At 68.8% G+C, this 21,131-nt stretch carries 21 protein-coding genes and 1 pseudogene; 11 read left to right on the forward strand and 11 right to left on the reverse strand.

What is annotated here, in order from left to right; all coding sequences use genetic code 11:
• Together MSZK_RS22895 and MSZK_RS22900 are read left to right on the forward strand one after the other, a co-directional pair.
• Positions 1 to 462: HNH endonuclease signature motif containing protein (locus MSZK_RS22895; RefSeq protein ID WP_233211465.1), on the forward strand; the 462-nt coding region annotated here is incomplete at its 5' end.
• A 15-nt stretch (positions 463 to 477) separates the two neighbouring features.
• Positions 478 to 627 (forward strand): annotated as a pseudogene (locus MSZK_RS22900) (VOC family protein); the annotation flags it as partial.
• 3 nt (positions 628 to 630) lie between these two features.
• On the opposite strand, the gene MSZK_RS22905 reads toward MSZK_RS22900, so the two are convergent.
• From MSZK_RS22905 to MSZK_RS22925, 5 genes are all read right to left on the reverse strand, one after another.
• Positions 631 to 1,632, reverse strand: a complete 1,002-nt coding sequence (locus MSZK_RS22905) for an alpha/beta hydrolase family protein (protein ID WP_199203444.1) — start codon at positions 1,630 to 1,632, stop codon at positions 631 to 633.
• Positions 1,633 to 1,725: 93 nt separating this feature from the next.
• On the reverse strand, positions 1,726 to 2,181 hold the full coding sequence (locus tag MSZK_RS22910) for a DUF4262 domain-containing protein (RefSeq protein ID WP_371411378.1): 456 nt from the start codon (positions 2,179 to 2,181) through the stop codon (positions 1,726 to 1,728).
• 99 nt (positions 2,182 to 2,280) lie between these two features.
• Entirely contained in the window at positions 2,281 to 3,411 is a 1,131-nt protein-coding gene (nagA, locus tag MSZK_RS22915; RefSeq protein WP_099250851.1) for an N-acetylglucosamine-6-phosphate deacetylase, read from the reverse strand.
• Positions 3,412 to 4,197 carry a glucosamine-6-phosphate deaminase gene (gene nagB, locus MSZK_RS22920; protein WP_099250852.1) on the reverse strand — a complete coding sequence of 262 codons (786 nt, stop codon included), beginning with the start codon at positions 4,195 to 4,197 and terminating at the stop codon, positions 3,412 to 3,414.
• 15 nt (positions 4,198 to 4,212) lie between these two features.
• Positions 4,213 to 4,683, reverse strand: coding sequence for a PTS glucose transporter subunit IIA (locus MSZK_RS22925; protein ID WP_099250853.1), 471 nt, complete (start codon positions 4,681 to 4,683; stop codon positions 4,213 to 4,215).
• Positions 4,684 to 4,811: 128 nt separating this feature from the next.
• Between MSZK_RS22925 and MSZK_RS22930 the strand changes: the two genes are divergently transcribed.
• A complete protein-coding gene (locus tag MSZK_RS22930; RefSeq protein WP_099250854.1) occupies positions 4,812 to 6,383 on the forward strand; it encodes a PTS transporter subunit EIIC in 1,572 nt (523 codons plus the stop codon).
• Between the two features lie 92 nt (positions 6,384 to 6,475).
• Positions 6,476 to 6,757 (forward strand): hypothetical protein, encoded by a 282-nt coding sequence (locus tag MSZK_RS22935; RefSeq protein ID WP_233211466.1) that lies wholly within the window; start codon positions 6,476 to 6,478, stop codon positions 6,755 to 6,757.
• 12 nt (positions 6,758 to 6,769) lie between these two features.
• Here MSZK_RS22935 and MSZK_RS22940 read toward each other — a convergent pair whose 3' ends face one another.
• A complete protein-coding gene (locus MSZK_RS22940) occupies positions 6,770 to 8,155 on the reverse strand; it encodes a wax ester/triacylglycerol synthase family O-acyltransferase (protein ID WP_099250856.1) in 1,386 nt (461 codons plus the stop codon).
• 225 nt (positions 8,156 to 8,380) lie between these two features.
• On the opposite strand from MSZK_RS22940, the gene MSZK_RS22945 reads away from it, so the two are divergent.
• Both MSZK_RS22945 and MSZK_RS22950 read left to right on the forward strand, forming a co-directional pair.
• On the forward strand, positions 8,381 to 9,628 hold the full coding sequence (locus MSZK_RS22945; RefSeq protein WP_099250857.1) for an acyltransferase: 1,248 nt from the start codon (positions 8,381 to 8,383) through the stop codon (positions 9,626 to 9,628).
• Between the two features lie 83 nt (positions 9,629 to 9,711).
• Positions 9,712 to 10,422, forward strand: coding sequence for a GDSL lipase (locus MSZK_RS22950; RefSeq protein ID WP_099250883.1), 711 nt, complete (start codon positions 9,712 to 9,714; stop codon positions 10,420 to 10,422).
• Positions 10,423 to 10,431: 9 nt separating this feature from the next.
• Here MSZK_RS22950 and MSZK_RS22955 read toward each other — a convergent pair whose 3' ends face one another.
• Positions 10,432 to 10,692 (reverse strand): hypothetical protein, encoded by a 261-nt coding sequence (locus MSZK_RS22955; protein ID WP_099250858.1) that lies wholly within the window; start codon positions 10,690 to 10,692, stop codon positions 10,432 to 10,434.
• 174 nt (positions 10,693 to 10,866) lie between these two features.
• Here MSZK_RS22955 and MSZK_RS22960 point away from each other — a divergent pair, with 174 nt between their 5' ends.
• Positions 10,867 to 12,480: a S53 family peptidase gene (locus tag MSZK_RS22960; RefSeq protein ID WP_099250859.1), complete on the forward strand. Its 1,614-nt coding sequence runs from the start codon at positions 10,867 to 10,869 to the stop codon at positions 12,478 to 12,480.
• A complete protein-coding gene (locus MSZK_RS22965; protein ID WP_099250860.1) occupies positions 12,477 to 13,223 on the forward strand; it encodes a hypothetical protein in 747 nt (248 codons plus the stop codon). Before MSZK_RS22960 ends, MSZK_RS22965 begins: the two co-directional genes overlap by 4 nt.
• Before the next feature lie 9 nt (positions 13,224 to 13,232).
• Here MSZK_RS22965 and MSZK_RS22970 read toward each other — a convergent pair whose 3' ends face one another.
• Positions 13,233 to 14,117, reverse strand: a complete 885-nt coding sequence (locus MSZK_RS22970; RefSeq protein ID WP_099250861.1) for an aminoglycoside phosphotransferase family protein — start codon at positions 14,115 to 14,117, stop codon at positions 13,233 to 13,235.
• Positions 14,114 to 14,257 carry a hypothetical protein gene (locus MSZK_RS32700; RefSeq protein ID WP_199203445.1) on the reverse strand — a complete coding sequence of 48 codons (144 nt, stop codon included), beginning with the start codon at positions 14,255 to 14,257 and terminating at the stop codon, positions 14,114 to 14,116. The genes MSZK_RS22970 and MSZK_RS32700 overlap by 4 nt, the downstream gene beginning before the upstream one ends.
• 52 nt (positions 14,258 to 14,309) lie before the next feature.
• On the opposite strand from MSZK_RS32700, the gene hrpA reads away from it, so the two are divergent.
• Positions 14,310 to 18,254, forward strand: a complete 3,945-nt coding sequence (hrpA, locus tag MSZK_RS22975) for an ATP-dependent RNA helicase HrpA (protein ID WP_233211467.1) — start codon at positions 14,310 to 14,312, stop codon at positions 18,252 to 18,254.
• 56 nt (positions 18,255 to 18,310) lie between these two features.
• On the opposite strand, the gene MSZK_RS32705 is transcribed toward hrpA, so the two are convergent.
• Positions 18,311 to 18,478, reverse strand: a complete 168-nt coding sequence (locus MSZK_RS32705; RefSeq protein WP_099250863.1) for a hypothetical protein — start codon at positions 18,476 to 18,478, stop codon at positions 18,311 to 18,313.
• 265 nt (positions 18,479 to 18,743) lie between these two features.
• Here MSZK_RS32705 and MSZK_RS22985 point away from each other — a divergent pair, with 265 nt between their 5' ends.
• Positions 18,744 to 18,974 (forward strand): hypothetical protein, encoded by a 231-nt coding sequence (locus tag MSZK_RS22985; protein ID WP_099250864.1) that lies wholly within the window; start codon positions 18,744 to 18,746, stop codon positions 18,972 to 18,974.
• 85 nt (positions 18,975 to 19,059) lie between these two features.
• The gene (locus MSZK_RS22990; RefSeq protein ID WP_099250865.1) at positions 19,060 to 20,076 is read left to right on the forward strand and encodes a patatin-like phospholipase family protein; all 1,017 of its coding nucleotides are present in this window, start codon (positions 19,060 to 19,062) and stop codon (positions 20,074 to 20,076) included.
• A gap of 3 nt (positions 20,077 to 20,079) precedes the next feature.
• Here the strand turns inward: MSZK_RS22990 and MSZK_RS22995 are convergent, their stop codons facing one another.
• Positions 20,080 to 21,129, reverse strand: a complete 1,050-nt coding sequence (locus tag MSZK_RS22995) for a TIGR03617 family F420-dependent LLM class oxidoreductase (RefSeq protein WP_099250884.1) — start codon at positions 21,127 to 21,129, stop codon at positions 20,080 to 20,082.
• Between the last annotated feature and the right edge of the window lie 2 nt (positions 21,130 to 21,131).

Consider the following 21,131-nt stretch of genomic DNA (forward strand, 5'->3'; position numbering starts at 1 on the left):
GTACACCGGCACTTCAGACAAGTCACTTCCCGGGTCCGCCCCCTCACGCTACAACCGCAGGGTCTTGACACAGAGAGGCGTCATTACCTGGCCCTGTTCGACGGGGTGGACGGCCGGGCGTTATGGCTCGGACGCACCAAACGCATCGCGTCGACCGATCAACGAATCATCCTGCACGCCAAGCACCGCGGCTGTACCCGGCCCGGCTGTGACGCCCCCGGCTATCACTCCGCAGTGCACCACGCCGCCCGAGACTGGAAGAACGGTGGCCGCACCGACATCGACGACCTCACCCTGGCCTGCCCACCAGACAACCAACTGGTCGAAACCGGCGGCTGGAACACCCGCATCCTGCCCAACGGCCAGACCGAATGGATCCCCCCACCCGGCCTACCCATGCTCCACGGCGGCACCAACGACTACCACCACCCCGAACGACTACTCGAGGACGACGACCCATGACTGCCCAGGTGTCTGACCGACGATGTCGACACCGCCTACCACCAAGCCCGGGAACGCGGCTACGAGATCGTCCATCCGCTGACCACCGAGTCGTGGGGCGTGCGGCGGTTCTTCGTCCGCGATCCGAGCGGCAATGTGCTCAACGTTGTGGGGCAGCCGGATTGAGCGCTATCCGGTCGGCGTCGCACCCAGAACGCGCTGCAGGTCGCCCTTCATCGCCTGCAGCTGTGCACCCCAATAACCCCAGCTGTGGGTTCCGCTGGGCGGGAAGTTGAACACCGCGTTGCGGCCACCGGCAGCCAAGTACTTGCGCTGGAACTCCTTGTTGGTGTTCAGGGTGATGTTCTCCAGATAGCCGGCGGTGAACAGACCGCCGAACGTCGGGTCGTCGGTGTTGTCGAGCTCCGACGGTGCTCCCGTGCCGCAATAGATCCACACCGCGGTCCCGTTGGCCACCAACCGCGGGATGTTGACCATCGGGTCGTTGCGCTGCCAGGCCGGATCATTGCTCGGCCCCCACATGTCCGTCGAGCGATAGCCGCCGCCGTCCTTCATCGCAAAACCGATCAACGTCGGCCACAGCCCCAGCGACGGGTTGAGGAAGCCGGACAGCGAACTGGCGAAGATGAATTGGGTGGGATGCCAGATCGCCAGCGTCAGCGCGGCGCTGCCCGACATCGACAACCCGACCACCGCATTGTTGATCGGTGTGATCGCCCGATTGACGGCCAGCCAGTTCGGCAGCTCCTGGGTCAAAAAGGTTTCCCACTTGTAGGTCAGCGTCCCGTTGGACCCGGCCGCCGGTCGATACCAGTCGCTGTAGAAGCTCGATTGGCCGCCGACCGGCATCACCAGCGACAGGCCCGACTGGTAGTACCACTCGAACGCCGCGGTGTTGATGTCCCAGCCGTTCTCGTCGTCGCGGGCGCGCAGCCCGTCCAACAGGTAGACCGCGTGCGGGCCACCACCCTGGAACTGCACCCGGATGGTGCGGCCCATCGCCGGCGACGGCACGTCCAGCGCCTCAACCGGCAGGCCGGCCCGCGAGTATGCCGCCGCGGGCGCTGCTGTCTGGCCCGCAACCCCCGCGAGGCCGGGCATCAGCACGGCCGCTGTGGTGACCACCGCAAGCCGGCGCATCCCGCGGACCGCGGCGCGCAGCGAGGTCATCACGACGAGCAAGGTAGCAACGCAACAGCCTCCGGCCCGGACCGGCACACCTGCCGTAACGGCTTTGTGATCAGAGGCTTTCGGGCTGCATTCTCATGCCGCCCGCCCGCGTATCCCCAGCACCGGCTGTCGGCTCTCGCGATCGCAGAAGTCCGCCGCCCAGGGCCACCGCCCGCGGCCGTCCGCCCACACCAGCTGCAGCGCACGGATCGGGCCGTACAGGGCGACCGCACAGGTCAGATGGGCGTCGGGATGGTCGACCTCGACCACCTCCAGCATCGGGCCGCCGCAGAAGGTGAACTGCTGGCCCGCGGTGAGCTGCGCGCCGCGCAGGATGCGTTCTGCCGATCCGTTCAGCACGCGGGCCGCGCGCTGTGGTGACACGTTGGTCATCAACAGTTCGGGCACGTCGTAGTCGCTCAAGCCGACCGTGTAGGCCAACGGCATGCGCGCCGACTCGACGTATTGCACTGCCCAGCCGCGGCGCAGGATCTTGGCGCGGACCACATCGAGATAGTCGGCGACGGTGCAGCCCGGGTGGTCGCACATCCAGCACATCGCGGAACCCCTTTCGTCACGGCCGTGTCGACGGCTCTGCTGACACCATGCACCGGGGGTCCGACAAGAACTCGAACACGCGTTCGTCGCTCAGCGCGCCACCCATGCGCCGCCGTGCAGAACGCCGGCCACCGCCAGGTCTGCGTCGAGGGCCACCAGATCGGCGCGCGCGCCGGCGACCAGCTCTGGAGGCGGAAGCCCAAGAGCGCGAGCGGGATTGACCGACGACTGGCGCACCGCGAGCAGTAAGGCCTCGTCGCGGGGCAGTGCGTTGTGGGTGACCGCGAACCGGAACACCCGGCCCATGGTCGCTGTGCTGCCCGCGATGGTCGACGTGCCGGCCAGCGTGGCCACCGCGTCGATGACGTCGACGTCCATCCGGCCGATCCGATACCGTCCGTCACTCATCCCCGCGGCGGCCATGGCGTCGGTGATCAGCGACACCCGGTCGGGGCCGGCGGCCCGGCAGACGTGCCGGTACAGGGCGGCGTCGACATGCACCCCGTCGGCGATCAACTCGACCGTCACCCGCGGGTCGTCGAGCAATGCGATCACCGGCCCGGGTTCGCGGTGGTGGATCGGGCGCATCGCGTTGAAAAGGTGTGTTCCCACCGTGGCGCCCGCGTCGATCGCCGCGCGGGTCTGGTCATAGGTGGCCTCGGTGTGTCCGACCGCCGCGACCGCGCCGGCCGCCACGATCCGCTCGATCGCCGCCAGGGCGCCTGCGCGTTCGGGTGCCAGGGTGACCATCCGGATGGCGCCGGCGCCGGCGCGCAGCACGCTGTCCAGTTCGGCCGGATCCGGGTCCCGCAGCAGGACCGGATCGTGTGCCCCGCACCGCTGCGTGGCCAGCCACGGTCCCTCCAGGTGGACACCGGCGATCAGCCCGTCGGCCACATGGCCGGTCAACACCTCGACCTGGTGCAGCAGATCCACCGGCCCGGCCGACACCAGTGATGCGATCACCGTGGTGGTGCCGTGCCGGCGATGACACTCGACGGCGGCCACGGTGTCGGCCCGGCTGGCCCCCGAGAAGTCCGCACCGCCGCCGCCGTGCATGTGGGTGTCGACGAATCCCGGCGCGATGGTGTCGAAGTCGCGATCGGCGGGCCGGGGGGACGCACCGGACCCGATCGCCCGCACGGTGCCGTCGGCGACCTCGATCCACCCCGGCCGCAACAACTCTGCGCCGGTCAGCACGCTCTGTGCGGTCAGCAGCACTCAGATGCCCTGCCACTGCGGTTTGGACAGGTAGGTCTCCCGGTAGTAGTCGGCCAACTGCAGCCGGCGCGCGGCGCTGCCGTCGAGCAGCACCGTGACGTGGCGGTGGTGCTGCAGAATCGTGGCCGGCCACATCGCGCTCACCGCCCCCTCGACCAGATGGTGCACCGCCTCGGCCTTGGCCCGCCCGGTGGCCACCAGGATCACGTGCCGGGCCGCCATGATGGTACCCAGTCCCTGGGTCAGGCAGTGCGTCGGGACGCGGTCGACGTCGTCGTCGAAGAAGCGGGCATTGTCGACACGCGTCTGACGTGTCAGCGTTTTGATCCGGGTGCGCGATGCCAGCGACGAGCCGGGCTCGTTGAACCCGATGTGGCCGTCGGTGCCGATCCCCAGGATCTGCAGATCGATCCCGCCGGCGGCGTCGATGGCCTGCTCGTAGGCCGCGCACGCCGCCGGGATGTCGGCGGCCAGACCGTCGGGACCGGCCACCGCGCCCGGCGCGAAATCGACGCGTGAGACGAACACCGAATCGATGACGTTGCGGTAGCGCTCGGGATGATCGGCGGGCAGCCCGACGTACTCGTCGAGGGTGAAGCCGCGGGCCTGACCGAACGAGACCCGGCCGGCCTGGCAGCGGGCGGCCAGTTCGTCATAGATCGTCAGCGGCGACGAGCCGGTGGCCAGCCCCAGCACCGCGGTCGGTTTACGCCTCAGCAGCGCCTCGACCGCATCGGCGGCGATGGTGCCGATCTGGCGGCTGTCCTCGACGATGACGACTTCCATAGCCCAACCCGCGCCCTACTTGTCGGCCGTGAAAAGTTCTGCACCGGCAGTGATTTCAGAACCGGTGGCGACCGCATCGCCGACCGTGACATTACCCGCATCACGTTCGTCCATGACCACGACGGGAACGATCGGGTTCAGGCCCGCCGCCACCACCGCCGGGACGTCGTAGGTGATCACCTTCTGGCCGGTGGTCACGGTGTCGCCCTCGGCGACATGAGCCTGGAAGCCGACGCCGTTGCGCGTCACCGTGTCGAGCCCGAGATGGACCAGAACACCGACGTTCTCGCTCGTCATGATGACGTAGGCGTGCGGCATCAGCTTGAGGATCCGTCCGCTGACCGGCGCCACCGCATCGACGACGCCATGCGGGGGATCGACCGCGGCGCCGTAACCCACCATGCCCTGGGAGAAGACCGGGTCGGGAACGTCACCGAGGGCGACGGCGCGCCCGGATACCGGCGCGTGGACTGGCGTGGTGCTCACAGCATCTCCTTGCCTCGGGTGGTATTCGAGAATAGAGAGTCGGCGCACGCGGGCGTGGCGAAAACTTCGTCTGACATGCGAATGTGTGTCTAAGCTTCGGCTGTGCTGCGACAGAGGGAGGTCGGCAGTTGACCAGCGAACCCACCAAAAATACAGGGGCACAGCAAAAGTCGGGACTGAGCATCCCGGGCTTCGCGCAGCTGCAACGCCTGGGCAAGAGCTTGATGCTGCCGATCGCCGTTCTGCCGGCGGCGGGCATCCTGCTGCGACTGGGTCAGGACGACCTGCTGGGCCGCATCAAGGCCCCGGTGATCGGCCCGTTCTTCCAGGCGATGAGCGCTGCCGGCGGAGCGCTGTTCACCAACCTGCCGTTGCTGTTCGCGGTCGGCGTGGCGATCGGCTTCGCCCGCAAGGCCGATGGATCCACCGCATTGTCGGCGGTCGTCGGATATCTGGTGATGCAGGCGGTGTTCAAGACGATGTCGCCGTTTGTGCTCGCCGGGCAGCTCGACAAGGCCGGCGAGCAGGCGCAGATCAACTACAGCGTGTTCGGCGGGATCATCGTCGGGCTGCTCACCGCATGGCTGTTCGACCGGTACCACACCATCCAATTGCCGCCTTATCTCGGCTTCTTCGGTGGCCGGCGGTTCGTGCCGATCGTGGTGTCACTGGCGAGCCTGGTGGTCGCCTTCGCGATGAGTTACTTCTATCCGGTCTTCGACGCCGGGCTCACCGGGCTCGGGCACTTCATCGGCGGCGCCGGAGCCCTGGGCGCATTCGTGTACGGCTTCGCCAACCGCATGCTGATACCCCTGGGCCTGCACCACATCCTGAATTCCTACGTGTGGTTCATCTACGGCAGCTACCCGACCGGCGACGGCCATGTGGCGACCGGCGAGCTGAGCCGGTTCGCCGCGGGCGACCCCAGCGCGGGATTGCTCACCTCGGGCTTCTATCCGATCCTGATGTTCGGTCTGCCCGCCGCCGCGCTGGCGATGATCCACGTCGCCAACAAAAAGCAGCGCAAGGTGGCATTCGGCATCCTGTCGGCCGCCGCGCTGACAGCGTTCCTCACCGGTGTGACCGAGCCGCTGGAGTTCGCGTTCATGTTCGTGGCCTTTCCGCTCTACATCGTGCACGCCGTGCTGACCGGCTTGTCGCTGGCCATCGCCTACCTGCTCGACATCCATCTCGGGTTCTCGTTCTCGGCGGGCCTGATCGACCTGCTGCTGTACGGCACCGCGCCCGCCGCCAAGAACATCCCGTTGCTGATCGTGATGGGTCTGGTCTTCTTCGCGGTCTACTACGTGTTGTTCCGGTTCGCGATCACGAAGTGGAACATGCGCACTCCCGGCCGCGAGCCCGACGCCGAGTTCGCCGCCGAAGAGCGGGCGAACCTCTCCGAAGGGGCGGACTCGGCGACCGCCGTGGACGCCGGTGCCGCGGCGGCAACCGCGCCGGCCGGCGTCGACAGCAAAGCCGAACAACTCATCGCGGCCTTCGGCGGCCGGGAGAATCTGCGCAGCGTCGACGCCTGCATCACCCGCCTGCGGATGGAGGTGGTCGACACCGGCAAGGTCGACCAGGACAGGCTGCGCAGCCTGGGGGCCGCCGGGGTCATCGAGGTCGGCACCAGCGTGCAGGCCGTCTTCGGCACCCAGGCCGAGGCGCTCAAGAACGAGATCACCGACGCCCTGTGACGGTTTGCGACGGCTAACGGATCTGGTCGGCCGGTCGATAACGTGGTTAAGTAGGTCAACCGCGGACTCTCGGGGGGCGGAATCAGGTGACAGTGAAACGACGGATCCTCATCGGCGTGTGTTCGGTGGCGCTCGCCGCCGGTTCGCTGGCGCTTGCCGCGCCGGCCGCCGCGGATTGCCCCAGCGGCACGGTCCCGACCCGTTTCCCCGGCGTGTGCGTGGCCGGCCAGTCGGGCGGGCAGATTCCGCAGGCTGTCGGCCCGTCGGACGTCAGCACCAACTTCCAGCCGAACCAGATTCCCACGATGAACGGTGTGCCCTGTAACTGGCAGCATTGGGGCACCTGCTGGGGGATGGCGCAGAACGGCGGTTAGGCCGCACTCGGGTCAGGACACCGGAATCCGCCGGGCGGCTTCCTCGAGTTGGGCCAGCGCAGGTTCGAGCGCGGCGATGAAATCGCCGATGTCTCCCGCGATCTCCGGTGTGGTGGACACCCCGAAATCCAGTGAGCCGCAGTAGCTCAGACAGGTGATGTTCAGACCGACGTCGAGCATCAACGGTCCGATGGGCACCAGGGTCTGGACCCGGGCGCCGGCCAGATACAGCGGAAAGTCCGGGCCGGGCACATTGGACACCACCAGATTGATCGGCACGACGCGGTCGCCGAGACGAGCCGCCGAATAGGCCCGGACCGCCAGGCCCAGCAGCCCGGGCGGGGTGGTCTCGGTCAGCCCGACGAGTTGGTGGTCAGACAGCGTTCGAGCCATCTCCTTTGCCCCGCTGGAGCTTTCGTATATCGCCATCAGTCGTTCGGCCGCGTCGGCGATGTCGGTGGCCAGTCGTACCGTGGTCGACGTCATCTGGTTCCCGGCAGTGGACGCCTCGGTGTGGGTGGACACCGGGACCTGGGCCACCAGCGGCCGGTCCGGCAGCTCGCCACGGACCTGCAGATAATCCCGAAGCGCACCCGAAATGATGGTCAGCACAACGTCATTGATCTTCACGTCAAAGGCCTGCTTGACCGCCTTGACCCGGTCCAGCGGCACACTCGTCCAGGCCACCCGGCGCTGCATGCCGAGCTTGGTGTTGAACCGGGTGGCCGGGGCGTCGAAGAAGTTCGGCGGTTTGTTGGTCACCGACCGGGCGGCCAGCTGCTGGGACACCGTCTGCTGCACCACCCGCATCACCCGATAGGGCGTCATCACCGCGATGTTGAACAACGCGCCCAGCGCGCGCCGTTCGATGCCCGGCAGGCGTCCGTCGGTGTCGGGTACCTCGGTGGCAGGCGGTCGCGGCTGCGCGGTGACGTCGAGCAGGATCGAGCTCAGCCCCGCCCCGGACACCCCGTCGATGACGGCGTGGTGAATCTTGGTCAGGTAGGCGATGCGGCCGTTGTCCAGGCCCTCGATGAACCACAGCTCCCACAGTGGTCGCTCGCGGTCGAGCGGGTAGGACATCAGCCTGCCGATCAGCTGCTCGAGCTCGCGCTGCCCACCCGGCGAGGGAAGTGCGACGTGCCGGATGTGGTAGTCGACGTCCAGCTCGGTGTCCTCGACGAGCCAGGGTCGATCCAGGCCGTGCCGGGCACCGGCGACCCGGTGGCGCAGGATCGGCAGCTCGGGCAGCCGGGCTTCGATCAGATCGCGCACCGCTTCGAAGCTGAACCCCGGTACCCCGGTGGGATCGCAGATTCCGAGCGCGCCGATGTGCATCGGACAGGACTGGGTGTCGGCCCACCAGAACGCCGCGTCGAGACCGGAAAGGCGTTGCATGGCGCCAGGGTAGAGCGATCGCTGTGGCGGCTGTCGCCGTTTGCCGAAAGGCCACACCGAATCGCGCGCACAGGCACCGCACAGCATTGCGCAACCAGGCGCGGCGGCGTCGCGCTGATACGCTGCCAGAGATCATCGGTGCCCGATCCCGGTGTTGCGGGGTCCGGCCCGCGTGACGACGTGGTGTCGACGGCGTGGTCTCGAGAAGATAAGCAAAAGTCGGAAATGGGTGTCGTGCGAACCGGAGAAATCAAGGCTCTGACCGGTCTTCGCATCGTCGCCGCAATGTGGGTGGTGCTATTCCATTTCCGCCCGCTGATCTGGGAGGCCTCCCCGCGACTCAAGGACGACCTCGCGCCGCTCTTCAACGCCGGGGCACAGGGCGTCGACCTGTTCTTCATCCTCAGCGGTTTCGTCCTGACCTGGAACTATCTCGACCGGATGGGATCGCACTTTTCGGCCCGGGCCACCGTGCATTTCTTGTGGCTGCGGCTGTCGCGGGTGTGGCCGGTGTACCTGGTCACGATGCACCTCGCCGCGGCATGGATCATCTTCACCCTGCATGTCGGCACCGTCCCGTCCCCGGACGTCGAGAAGCTCAACGCCATCAGCTATGTGCGCCAGCTGTTCATGGTGCAGCTGTGGTTCGAACCATTCTTCGACGGCACGAGCTGGGACGGACCGGCCTGGTCGATCAGCGCCGAATGGCTGGCCTACCTGCTGTTCGGCGGGATCGTTCTGGTGATCTTCCGGATGGCGCAGGTGACCCGTGCGCGCACCCTGCTGCTGCTGGCCTTCGCGGCCGCGCTGCCGCCCACGGTGCTACTGCTGGCCAGCGGCCACTTCTACACGCCGTGGAGCTGGCTGCCCCGCATCGTGGCGCAGTTCGTGGCGGGTGCACTGGCGTGTGCGGCGGTGCGCCGGCTGCAGCTCGGGCAGCGCGGCCGGCGGGTCGCCGGCTACAGCGCGGTGCTGATCACCGCCGCGATCGTCGGCATCCTCTACTACTACGACGCCAACCCGGTCGCCGGAATGGTCGACCCCGGCGGGGTGGTCGATCTGCTGTTCATGCCGCTGGTGGTCACGCTGGCGCTCGGGGTGGGCAGCCTGCCTGCGCTGCTGTCCACCCGGCTGCTCGTCTACGGTGGGCAGATTTCGTTCAGCCTCTACATGGTCCACGAGATCGTGCACACCTCGTGGAACTGGGCGGTCCAGGAGTACCAGATCGACCTGCCCAAATCGGTGCAGAAGGTGGTCGTCGTGGGGCTGATCGCCGCGGCGGTGGGCGGCGCGGTGCTGCTGTACCACGCGGTGGAGGAACCGGCCCGGCGGTGGATGCGCCGCATGGTCGATTTCCGTGATGTCCAACACGACAAGCACACCGGACCGCCGGGGGCCGAGAGCGGCCGACTGGCCTCCCTCGACCACGCCCGTGATGTCCGTCCGCCGCACACCTCGGCTCGGGCCGGGTAGTAACGAACCCAGCGTCGGTGTGCGACAACACCTTCGGAGGCAGTAGGCTGCCTGCGTCGGGCGCGAAACTCAGTGGGGTGTCATTGATCCGCAGGGAACGACTCATCCGCGTTGCCACGGCAGGCGTGCCGGCAGTGGTGGCGCTGGCGGTGCTTCTGGGCTACTGCCTTCCGTCTACCGACATCCAATTGGCCAACCGTGGCTCGCAATTCAGCCGCATCGCGGTGATCGGCGACTCGTACACGACCGGTACCGATGAAGGCGGCCAGGGGCCGCAGTCGTGGACCTCGCGCGCCTGGCTGCTGCTGGCCAACCAGGGCGCCAAGGTCGATGCCGACGTGGCCGCCGAAGGCGGTGCGGGGTACGGCATCCGCGGTAACCGCGGCAACCTGTTCGAGGACCTCACGGTGCGGGCGGTCAACCGCGACGACGTCCTCGTGGTGTTCTTCGGGTCGCGCAACGACCAGCCCGTCGACATGCAGAAGTATCCGGTGCTCGTCGGCGAGACATTCCAGATCGCCCGCCGGGTGGCGCCGAAGGCCAAGTTCCTGGTGATCGGACCGCCGTGGCCGACCGCCGACCCGCCGCCCGCCGTGCTGGCCCTGCGCGACGGGCTGCGGGCGCAAGCCAGGGCGGTCGGGGCGGTCTTCATCGACCCGCTCGCCGAGGGATGGTTCGTCGGACACCCCGAGCTGATCGGAGCCGACGGTGTGCACCCCACCGACGCGGGCCATGCCTACATGGCCGAGAAGATCGCGCCGCTCATCCGCAGCCAGCTGGCCATCCCGCTCTGAGCGCGGCGATCACGGGCCGATCCACGGCTGGTTGGTGCCGAGGTTGTTCGCGTCGACCTGATAGCACTGCTGTGGGGTGTTGAAGCCGAACGCGCCCCCGGTGTCGCAGCGCTGGAAGAACCCGCCCGCGTCGATGGGTCCGTCGCAGCGCTGACCGCCGCCCCACGGGGTCCACATCCCTTGGCAGCCTGCGCTCGCGCTGGGGGCGCTCACCAGGCCGATGCCGATGGCGGTGATCCCGCAGACCACCACCGAACCGAGTTTCGTCACCGTCCACCTCCTCGCAAACCTCAAGTGCAGTTCGGTTACCCGGTTCATCGCGGCGGCAGACGGCATTGTTAGCTGCGTCGCTCGGTGGCGGCGGCATGGCGGCGGCATCGGTATGGGATCGTTTCGGCCCGTGGCGTCGCGTTCCCCGGCTTGTCGTGATAAACCCAGTAGCTGATGCTCAGACGCGTGTGGCTACGGCGTCGCCGGGGGTTGCGACTGGCACCGCTCCTGGTGGCGCTGGCCGTCGTGATGTCGACGTTCGCCGCGGACCGCCCGACACCGGCGCTGCCCTACAACGTGATCGCCGGTCCGTTTGCCCGGCTGCTCGCCCAGGCCGTCGACCTGGGGCCGGCCCGCACCGAACGCGTCCAGCTGACCGCCGAACTGCAGGCACCCACCGAGCCGGTCGCGCTGAGCCGCTGGGCCCGGTCCCACGGCCTGACCATGCACTGGCGCGACGGCGACACGTGGGCGGTACTCGAAGGCGCACCAGGTGCGATCTCGCGCGCCCTCGACGTCTCCGTCAACGACTACCGCCGGACCAGCGGACGGGTGTTCTACGCCTCCCCCCAGCAGCCCGCCGTGCCGTCGCCGCTGCGCGGCGAAGTGGCCGGGATGGGCCGGATCCTGGGCTACACGCCGTATCACGAGGGCACGCCGCCCAACCTGCCGCTGGACGTCCCCGACGGCGGTCTGTTGCCGACCGAACTACTCAGCGCCTACAACGTCAACGCGTTGAGCTCGGCCGGGTACACCGGCCGGGGACAGACAGTCGTCGTCTTCGCATTCGACGGGGTCGACCAACACGATCTCGACAAGTTCTCCGACTGGTTCACCCTGCCGCCGTTCACGCTGGAGGTGATGGGCGGGATGCCGGCCGAACGGCACGGCGAGGCCGCCATGGACGTGCAGTTGATCCACGCGATCGCGCCGGCGGCCAAGATCGTCCTGGTCAACGCCCGCCCGACCGCCGAGGGCGACGCCACCTACGTCAAGCTCGGCAAGCTGATGGAGGATGTGGACCGCCGCTACCCGGGGGCGACGTGGAGTTTCTCGATCGGCTGGGGGTGCGATCGCCTGCTGTCCCGGGCGGATCTGGCGCCGGTACGCTCGGCCCTGGCCCGCGCCGGCCGCAGCGGGACCACCACCTTCGTGGCCAGCGGCGACCTGGCCGGGCTGGAATGCAAGGGCGGCCACGACTGGTCGGATCCGCCGAGCCCCGACGACTACGGCGTCGACGTGCTGGCCTCGCTGCCGGAGGTCACCGGCGTCGGCGGCACGACGTTGTCCACCGACGCCGAGGGGCAATGGCTGGCCGAGCAGGGCTGGTACGACGTCCCGTTGACCCAGGGCAGCGGCGGCGGCGCGTCGGTCCTGTTCGCCCGCCCGGCCTGGCAGGTCACCGGGGAGCATGCCGGCCCGCACGACAAGCGGCTGGTCCCCGACATCGCCGCGGTGGCCGACCCGTTCACCGGGGTCAAGTTCGTCTCCAACGGTCAGATCGCGGTCGGCGGCGGCACGTCGCAGGCGGCGCCGATCTGGGCCGGGCTGGCCGCGATCATGAACCAGTTCCTCACCGCACGCGGGCTGTCACAGCTCGGCGATCTCAACCCGCTGCTCTACGAGATCGCCAACGACGCGCAGCTGCCCGCCTTCCGGGACATCTATCTGGGCGCCAACGCCGTGACGCCCGTCGTGCCCGGCTACGACATGATCACCGGGCTGGGAACGCCCAACGTCGACAACCTGATCAAGGCCCTTCTCGTGCTGAAGTCGCTGCGCCGATGACCGAGACCGCAGCAGACTCCGACGACACGGGCTCGTTCGCGGGATACGCGGTGCCGGCCGGCCGGTATCGGGCCCGTGGGCAGCGCGGCCCCGGGTACTTTCTGACCCTCGGCGTCTGGGTGGCCGTCCTGGTCGCCGCGATGATGGCGTTGAGCGTCATCTCCACCCGGGTCAGCACGGCGCCGACCCGGTATCACTGCCCGCCGGACTGCGGGCGCCCACCGACGGGTCTTCCGGTCGCGACCAACCCCCGCTTCTTCGCCCAGGACGGGTCGTTCTCGGTGTCCTACCCGGCCCCCGGGACGGCCTACGACATCACCATGGAACCCAACGGGGTGCGCGCCGAGCTGAACATCGGCGACGGCGGGACGCTGCGGTTGTTCAGCGAACCCGCGCAGGGCCGGGATGCCCGTCAGGTGGCTGCCGACCTGCTGGGCCAGATGTTCCCCGACGCCGTCACGTCCTACGAGCTGCCCAACGCGATCCTGGGTTACGAACCCGGCTACGGCGAGGTCGCCGACGATTGGCCCAAGGGGACCAGCACGGATTCGAAGCACCTTCGGGTCCTCATCGTCGTCGCGGTGAAGAACGACCTGGCGCTGGTCGCGGGAGCGGTCGGACCGTTCCACCAATTCGGGCCCAATGACGGCCCGGGACCGCCGTCGCCGGCAAACCTGGAGATCGCCAAGGACATGGGCAAGTACGTCAACAGCTTCATGTGGCGCGGCGATCCGCCCCGGTGACGAAACCCGTTAATCCTGGACGGCTTTCGCGACCGCGATGCAGGTCGTCAGCCACCGGCGCTCGCCGTCTCGCACCGCCCACATCGCGTTGAGCATCATCCGCACCACCACCCACGCGCGCGCCCGGTCCTCGTCGAACCCGGCGGTGTCCACCAACGTGTAGAACCGCCGGCGCACACCGCCGCGGACGTCTCCGGCCAGCTCGTCGAAGCGGTTCCACAACATCGGGGCGATCTCGTAATGCGGATCGCCGTTGACCGGTTTGGGGTCGATCACCAGCCAGGGCTGGCGCCGGCCGGCGAGCACGTTCGCGTAGTGCAGATCGGTGTGGATGACGCGGTCGGCGTCCGCCGGGTCGGCGCTCAGGTCACCGCTCAGGCTCAGTGCCTGTTCGACCAGCCGGCGGGGGATGGGCGCACTGCGCGGCAGCGCGGCCAGCTCGGCGGTCCAGCTGTCGAGATAGGACGTCAGCGTGCGCAATTGCGGCAGCGCCGGGACGTGCAGCTGCCTGTACAGACCGGCGACGACCTGGCAGGCCTCGACATCGCTTCGACCGGTGAGGTCGTCGGCGCCGAGGCGCTCCAGCAGCAGGGCGCGGCGACGCGGGTCGGCACTGAGCAACCGGGCAGCGCCGTGGCCACCCCAGCGCCGCAGGGCCAGATGCTCGTGCTCGGACTCATCGTCGGGGAAGCCGAGCTTGAGTACCGCCGCCGTGGCGTCGGCCGTGCGGACGGGCAGCACCAGCGAGCAGTGTCCGTGCGTGGCGGGGCCGTCCGGCCGAAGCCGCCACTGCCCGAGGACGTCACGCGTGAGCCGGGGCAGTGCGTCGACCCACGTCGCCCACTGCGGCCCGCGGGCAGCCATCGCCCGCACCTGCGCGGGCAGATCCGTCACGTGTCGGGTTCGTCGGGGTGCTCGCTGGGTGGGTCACTGGGCGGGGCAGGCTTGTTCAGCCAATCCTTCAGCCGAAAGAGCTGGCTGGCCACGAGCCCGAGGCCGACCAGCAGCAGACCGACGACGATCCAAATGGTCATTGCCGTCGAGCCTACGCACTCCGCGGCGCTCGCAGCGGTGCTCGCCGCTAATGTGGCGACAGTGTCCGACACGTCCGTCCAGCAGGTGCGCCAGCTGCGTGCTCGCCTCGACGGGCTGACGATCCGCGACGCAGCCCGGCTGGGCCGGCGGCTGAAGTCCCTGCGCGGTGACATCTCGGCCGAGACACTGCGCACGATCTCCGAACAGTTCACCGCCGCCGAAGCTCTGGTGGCCACCAGGCTGGCCGCCGTCCCGGCGATCACCTATCCCGGCCTTCCGGTCAGCGACCGTCGCGGCGAGATCGCCAAGGCCATCACCGAAAACCAGGTGGTGGTGATCGCCGGGGAGACCGGATCGGGCAAGACCACCCAGTTGCCGAAGATCTGTCTGGAGCTCGGTCGCGGGATCCGCGGGACGATCGGCCACACCCAGCCGCGGCGGCTGGCGGCCCGCACGGTGGCCCAGCGGATCGCCGACGAACTCGGCAGCCCGCTGGGGGAGACCATCGGTTACACCGTGCGCTTCACCGACCAGGCCAGCGACCGGACACTGGTCAAACTGATGACCGACGGCATCCTGCTCGCCGAGATCCAGCGCGACCGGCGTCTGCTGCGTTACGACACGCTGATCCTCGACGAGGCTCACGAGCGCAGCCTCAACATCGACTTCCTGCTCGGCTACCTTCGCGAATTGCTGCCCCGCAGGCCGGATCTCAAAGTGATCGTGACGTCGGCGACGATCGAGCCGCAGCGGTTCGCGGCGCACTTCGGCGAAAATGGACTCAGCGGAAACGCCCCGATCGTGGAGGTGTCCGGCCGCACCTACCCGGTCGAGATCCGCTACCGACCATTGGAAGTGCCGGTGGCCCAAGATGATTCGGAGGATCCCGACGACCCGGACCACGAGATCGTGCGTACCGAGATTCGCGACCAGACCGAGGCGATCGTCGACGCCGTCCATGAGCTGGCGGCCGAACCGCCTGGCGATGTGCTGGTGTTCCTGTCCGGCGAGCGCGAGATCCGCGACACCGCAGAGGCCCTGCGCGATCTGAAGAACACCGAAGTACTCCCGCTGTACGCGCGCCTGCCCACCGCCGAGCAGCAGCGGGTCTTCCAGCCGCCGCGGACCGGCAGGCGGATCGTGTTGGCCACCAACGTCGCCGAGACCTCGCTGACCGTGCCCGGCATCCGCTACGTCATCGATCCGGGCACCGCGCGAATCTCCCGCTACAGCCGGCGCACCAAGGTGCAGCGGTTGCCGATCGAACCCATCTCGCAGGCCTCGGCAGCGCAACGCGCGGGTCGGTCCGGTCGCACCGCTCCGGGGGTGTGTATCCGGCTGTATTCGGAGGAGGACTTCGCCGCCCGGCCGCGCTACACCGACCCGGAGATCCTGCGCACCAATCTCGCCGCGGTGATCCTGCAGATGGCCGCGTTGCAGCTCGGAGACATCGAGAGCTTCCCGTTCCTGGACCCGCCCGAGCAACGCAGCATCCGCGACGGGGTCGGGCTGCTACAGGAACTCGGGGCATTCGACTCAGCCGGTGCCATCACCGATATCGGTCGCCGGCTGGCACAGCTGCCGGTCGACCCCCGCCTGGCCCGGATGATCCTGCAAGCCGACGCCGAGGGCTGCGTACGCGAGGTGCTGGTGCTGGCGGCGGCACTGTCCATCCCCGACCCGCGGGAGCGCCCCGCCGACCGCGAGGAAGCGGCCCGGCAGAAACACGCCCGATTCGCCGACGAGCACTCCGATTTCGTATCCTTCCTCAACCTGTGGCACTACCTGCGCGAGGAGCGAAAGGCCAGATCTGGCAGTGCGTTCCGACGGATGTGTCGCGAAGAGTTCCTGCACTACCTGCGGATCCGGGAATGGCAGGACCTGACCGGACAGTTGCGCAGCATCGCCCGCGACATCGGGATCCGGGAATCCGACGACACCGAGCCGGCCGATCCGGCCCGGGTGCACGCCGCCCTGGTCGCCGGGTTGTTGTCGCATGTCGGCCTGCGCGAAGGAGATTCGCGGGAGTACACCGGTGCACGCAACTCCCGGTTCGTCCTGGCGCCCGGATCGGTGCTGACCAAACGGCCGCCCCGCTGGATCGTGGTGACCGACCTGGTGGAGACCAGCAGGCTCTACGGCCGGATCGCCGCCCGCGTCGAACCGGAAGTGGTCGAACGCGTCGCCGGGCATCTGGTGTCGCGCACCTACAGTGAGCCGCACTGGGATGCGAAGCGCGGGGCGGTGATGGCCTTCGAGCGGGTGACGCTCTACGGGCTGCCGCTGGTACCGCGCCGGCGGGTGGGGTACTCCGCCGTCGACCCGGTGGTGTCGCGCGAACTGTTCATCCGGCACGCCCTGGTCCAGGGAGAGTGGCAGACCCGCCACCACTTTTTCGCCGACAACGCGCGGCTGCGGGCAGAGCTGACCGAGCTGGAGGAGCGGGCCCGTCGCAGAGACCTGCTCGTCGACGAGGACGACATCTACGCGTTCTACGACAGCAGGATTCCCCCGCAGGTGGTCTCCGCGCGGCACTTCGACGGGTGGTGGAAAAAGCAGCGCCACCGGACCCCCGAGCTGCTCACCTTCACCCGTGACGACCTGCTGCGCGTCGACGACGACAACGCCGAGCGACCGGACAACTGGCAGGCCGGGGATCTGTCCCTGCCGCTGACCTACCGGTTCGAACCCGGCGCCGCCGACGACGGGGTCACCGTGCACATTCCGGTGGAGGTGCTGGCCCGGCTCGGCGGTGACGAATTCGGCTGGCAGGTACCGGCGTTGCGGGAGGAACTGGTGACGGCGCTGATCCGGTCGCTGCCCAAGGACCTGCGCCGCAACTTCGTTCCCGCCCCGGACACGGCGCGGGCCGTGCTGGCCGTCCTCGGAGGGCAGGAGCTGGCCGAGCCACTGCTGGAAGCCCTGCAGCGGGAATTGCACCGGCGCAGCGGCATTCTGGTGCCGATCACCGCCTTCGATCTGGACAAGCTGCCCGCCCATCTGCGGGTCACGTTCGCGGTCGAGAGGGCCGACGGCACCGAGGTGGCCCGTGGCAAGGATCTCGAGGTGTTGCAGCGCCAACTCGCCGGCTCGGCACGCCGCGCGGTGGCCGATGCGGTGGCCGGCGACCTGGAGCGCACCGGGCTGCGGGCGTGGCCGGACGATCTGGACCGATTGCCCGCGAGCGTCGAACGCACCGTCGGCGGGCACGTGGTCCGGGGGTATCCGGCGTTCGTCGATGCAGGCACGGCGGTGGACCTGCGGGTGTTCGCGACCGCGGCCGAACGCGATGCGGCGATGACGGCGGGCCTGCGGCGGCTGCTGAGGTTGGCGGTGCCCTCTCCGGTGAAGTCGCTGGAGAAATCCCTGGATCCGCGGACCCGCCTGGTGCTGGGGGCCAATCCGGACGGTTCGCTGGCGGCGCTACTCGACGACTGTGCGGACGCCGCCGTCGACATCCTGGCGGCCGGGCAGGTCTGGACCGCAACCGAGTTCGCCGCACTGCGGGACCGCGTGGCTGCCGCGTTGCCCGCCACGACCCGCGATATCGTGACCCGGGTTCAGACGGTTCTGAGTGCTCTGCAGCAGGTGCAGCTGGCGCTGCCGGCCAAGCCGTCTGCCGCGCTGGCCGAGGCGGTCGACGACATCCGCGCGCAGCTGAGCGGCTTGGTGGGTGATCGGTTCGTCACGACGACGGGCGCCGCGCGGCTGGCGGACCTGACCCGCTACCTCACCGCGATCACCCGCCGGCTCGAGCGGCTGTCGCAGGCGCCGCAGGCCGACCGTGAGCGGATGCAACGTGTACACGCCGTCGAGGAGGCCTACGCCGAGGTGGTGGATGCGCTCTCGCCGACGCGCGCCGCGGCAGCCGACGTTCGCGATATCGCCTGGCAGATCGAGGAACTGCGGGTCAGCCTGTGGGCCCAACAGCTGGGCACCCCACGGCCGGTCAGCGAGCAGCGAATCTACCGCGCGATCGACGCCGTGCTGGGGTGAACCAACGCGAGAGGGGCACCCGATTCGGGTGCCCCTCTGCTGGATTGCGCTGACGATCAACGGCTTCCATGCACGGTTGTGTCGACGTGCGGCGCGGTGGCCGTCGGGCCGATGTTGTTGACCCAGTCGTTGTGACCGAGGTCGGCCTGCGCGGGCGCGGCAAGGCCGAGGACGGCGGCCGTCATGGCGCCGGCGATCGCGGTGGTGATGGCGTACTTCTTCATGTCTATCCCTCTTCCGTGGCGGCGGCGGTGGGGTTTCCGTGCCGCTGACAGACCCAACGCCATCGGGGGGCGCGGTAATTCCGCTGGCAGCAGATGATCGCCGGTTGGCAGGAATTGAGCGATATCCACTGATCGGGGGACATCGGATTACACCCCTTCACCCACCGGCTGCCCGACAGACATCGCGGCGGGAATGCGAGACCGTAGAGGCACTGGCGAAACGCGAAGGCCGACACCGACTACGACGACGAAGGACACGACCGATATGACCACCACGATCTGGATGAAGCGCCTGGCCGCCGGCAGCGCACTGGCCGCCGGTTCCGCACTGTTCGCCTTCGGTGCCGCGACCGACGCGGTCGCCGACAGCGGCTCGTTCAACGGTGGGCCCACCGTGAACCGGCCCGGGCATCACCAGACCTTTCCCGGCCAGCACAACCAGCCGGTGCCCGGCTCGCGTGAGCACCATCACCATCAGTGGCGCCGCGCCGGCTAGCCCATCCAGACCCCAACCCCGGGCGGAGAAGCGTCTTGCTTCTCCCCCCGACGGTTTTGTCAGGCGCGGCTCCTAGCATGAGACGATGCCCACAGCCGCGACGAAGCCCATCGACCTGGTCCTGGCCGGCGGCGGGGTGAAGGGCATCGGCCTGGCCGGCGCCGTGGTCAAACTCATGGAGGCCGGTTACCGGGCGCACCGCGTCGCGGGCTCGTCGGCCGGCTCGATCGTCGGGTCGATTGTGGCGGCGGCCGCCACCAACGACCGACTGACCCCGCAGGAGGTCCGCGACCTCACCCTGAGCATCGACTACCGCAAGTTCCTCGACCGCGGCCCGGTCGAACGCCTGCCGCTGCTCGGCCCGTCGTGGGCGATCCTGCAGGGCAGCGGCTTCTATCAGGGTGACTACGCCCACACGTTCGTCGCCGAGCAGCTGCGTCAGCTCGGTGTGAGCACCTTCGGCGACCTCCGGCTCGACGACGATCAGCTACCCGACGAGCAGCGCTACCGGCTGGTGGTGACGGCGGCCGACGTGACGACGGGACAGTTGGTCCGGCTGCCGTGGGACTACCAGCGGGTCTACGGGCTCGACCCCGACGAGCAACCTGTTGCCGACGCGGTGCGCGCCTCGATGTCGATCCCGTTCTTCTTCCGGCCGGTCACCCTCACCAGCGCGTCGGGCCGCGAATCCACCCTGGTCGACGGTGGGCTGCTGTCGAACTACCCGATCGAGTCCCTCGACCGCCCCGACGGTAAGCAGCCCCGGTGGCCGACCTTCGGGGTGACCTTGCTGCCCGACCTGCCGGAGAACAACCACACGGTGATCCCCGCGCTGGCCCCGCTGCGGCTGTTCGGCGGTCCGAGCCTGCTCGAGGACGTCATCACCACGATCCTGGTCGGCCGCGATCAGGCCTACCTGAATCTGCCGTGGGTGAGCGCCCGAACCATCCGGGTGGATGCGACGGAGGTCGGCGTGCTGGATTTCGACATCGGCCAGCCGGAGATCGACGCCCTCTACGCCGAGGGCTACCGCGCCGCCGAGAGGTTCCTGTCGACCTGGAACGAGCGCGAGTACCTCGAACGGTTTCGCCGCCCGGCCTAGCCCTCAGTCGCCCCGAATGAGCCCGGCCGCGGGGATCCGGCGGCAGGCGTCCAGCAGCGCACCGAAGCGCGCGTCGTCGCCGTCGTCGGCGGGCACCGGCAGATTGATGCCGTTGCACAGCCCCGAGTACCACCGGGCCAGCACCTCGGGGATTTCGTCGTAGGTGCCCTGCGGAACCAGCCGGGTCATCACCTCGTCGGTGAGAACCGTTGCCAGATCGTCCCATTCGGATCGCTGCGCCATCGCGGACAGCGTCGCGCCGACCTCGGCGAGGCCGAAGTCCTCCAGCTGCCTGCGGTAGGCCGGGGTGCTATACAGGAAGGCCAGTTCCCTGCGCCGTGCGTCACGCAACGCTTCGACGGCGGCGGGGGTGGCGGCGGTCAGGACGTGCGGGTTGGCGACGACGGCGGGTTCGCCGCTCTCGCGGCCGACGCGGGCGGCGCCCTCGGCCAGGGCAGGAAGGGTGCGGGACTTCAGCACCACGGGGTGGGAGTTGGTCGGATGGCAGACGAAGCCGTCGGCCAATTCACCTGCCATCGCACACATTCGGGCGTTCACCGCCCCGGTCCAGATCTGCGGTGCGGGATCCTCAAGCGGTCCCGGATTGAAGTACGGCTGCAGCCGCTCGAAACGATAGTGTGGCCCAACGTAATCCAGCTTCTCGCCGGTCTGGAACGAGTGGAAGATGGCTCGTAGCGACCGGATGTAGTCGGCGAGGCGGGCCACCGGTTCGGACCACTGTGCCGAGAATCGGCCGACGATGTTGCCGCGCACCTGGGAGGCGATGCCGAGCTGAAACCGGCCGCCTGAGTACTTCGCCAGGTCCCAGGCGGCGTAGGCGGTGATCATCGGGCTGCGGGGGAAGGCGAGCACCATGCTGGTCCGCACGGTCAGGCGTTTGGTGTGCTGCAGCGCCAGCGCGGCCACCGTGAAGGGATCGTGGATGGTTTCGGAGACGTGGAGGACGTCGAAGCCGAGCCGTTCGGCGCGGGCCGCGAAGGCACCGATCTCGCCAGGGCCCATCGCGGCGGGCGCCGACGTGACCAGCTGCATCG

The organism is Mycobacterium sp. shizuoka-1, assembly GCF_002723835.1.
Taxonomy (GTDB): domain Bacteria; phylum Actinomycetota; class Actinomycetes; order Mycobacteriales; family Mycobacteriaceae; genus Mycobacterium.

Bases quoted from the DNA above. Each gene is read 5' to 3' on its own strand.
- MSZK_RS22905 (WP_199203444.1), bottom strand. From the start codon at position 1,632: ATGACCTCGCTGCGCGCCGCGGTCCGCGGGATGCGCCGGCTTGCGGTG.
- MSZK_RS22910 (WP_371411378.1), bottom strand. From the start codon at position 2,181: ATGTGCGACCACCCGGGCTGCACCGTCGCCGACTATCTCGATGTGGTC.
- nagB (WP_099250852.1), bottom strand. From the start codon at position 4,197: ATGGAAGTCGTCATCGTCGAGGACAGCCGCCAGATCGGCACCATCGCC.
- MSZK_RS22940 (WP_099250856.1), bottom strand. From the start codon at position 8,155: ATGCAACGCCTTTCCGGTCTCGACGCGGCGTTCTGGTGGGCCGACACC.
- MSZK_RS22945 (WP_099250857.1), top strand. From the start codon at position 8,381: ATGGGTGTCGTGCGAACCGGAGAAATCAAGGCTCTGACCGGTCTTCGC.
- MSZK_RS22960 (WP_099250859.1), top strand. From the start codon at position 10,867: ATGCTCAGACGCGTGTGGCTACGGCGTCGCCGGGGGTTGCGACTGGCA.
- MSZK_RS22965 (WP_099250860.1), top strand. From the start codon at position 12,477: ATGACCGAGACCGCAGCAGACTCCGACGACACGGGCTCGTTCGCGGGA.
- MSZK_RS32700 (WP_199203445.1), bottom strand. From the start codon at position 14,257: ATGACCATTTGGATCGTCGTCGGTCTGCTGCTGGTCGGCCTCGGGCTC.
- MSZK_RS32705 (WP_099250863.1), bottom strand. From the start codon at position 18,478: ATGAAGAAGTACGCCATCACCACCGCGATCGCCGGCGCCATGACGGCC.
- MSZK_RS22985 (WP_099250864.1), top strand. From the start codon at position 18,744: ATGACCACCACGATCTGGATGAAGCGCCTGGCCGCCGGCAGCGCACTG.
- MSZK_RS22990 (WP_099250865.1), top strand. From the start codon at position 19,060: ATGCCCACAGCCGCGACGAAGCCCATCGACCTGGTCCTGGCCGGCGGC.
- MSZK_RS22995 (WP_099250884.1), bottom strand. From the start codon at position 21,129: ATGCAGCTGGTCACGTCGGCGCCCGCCGCGATGGGCCCTGGCGAGATC.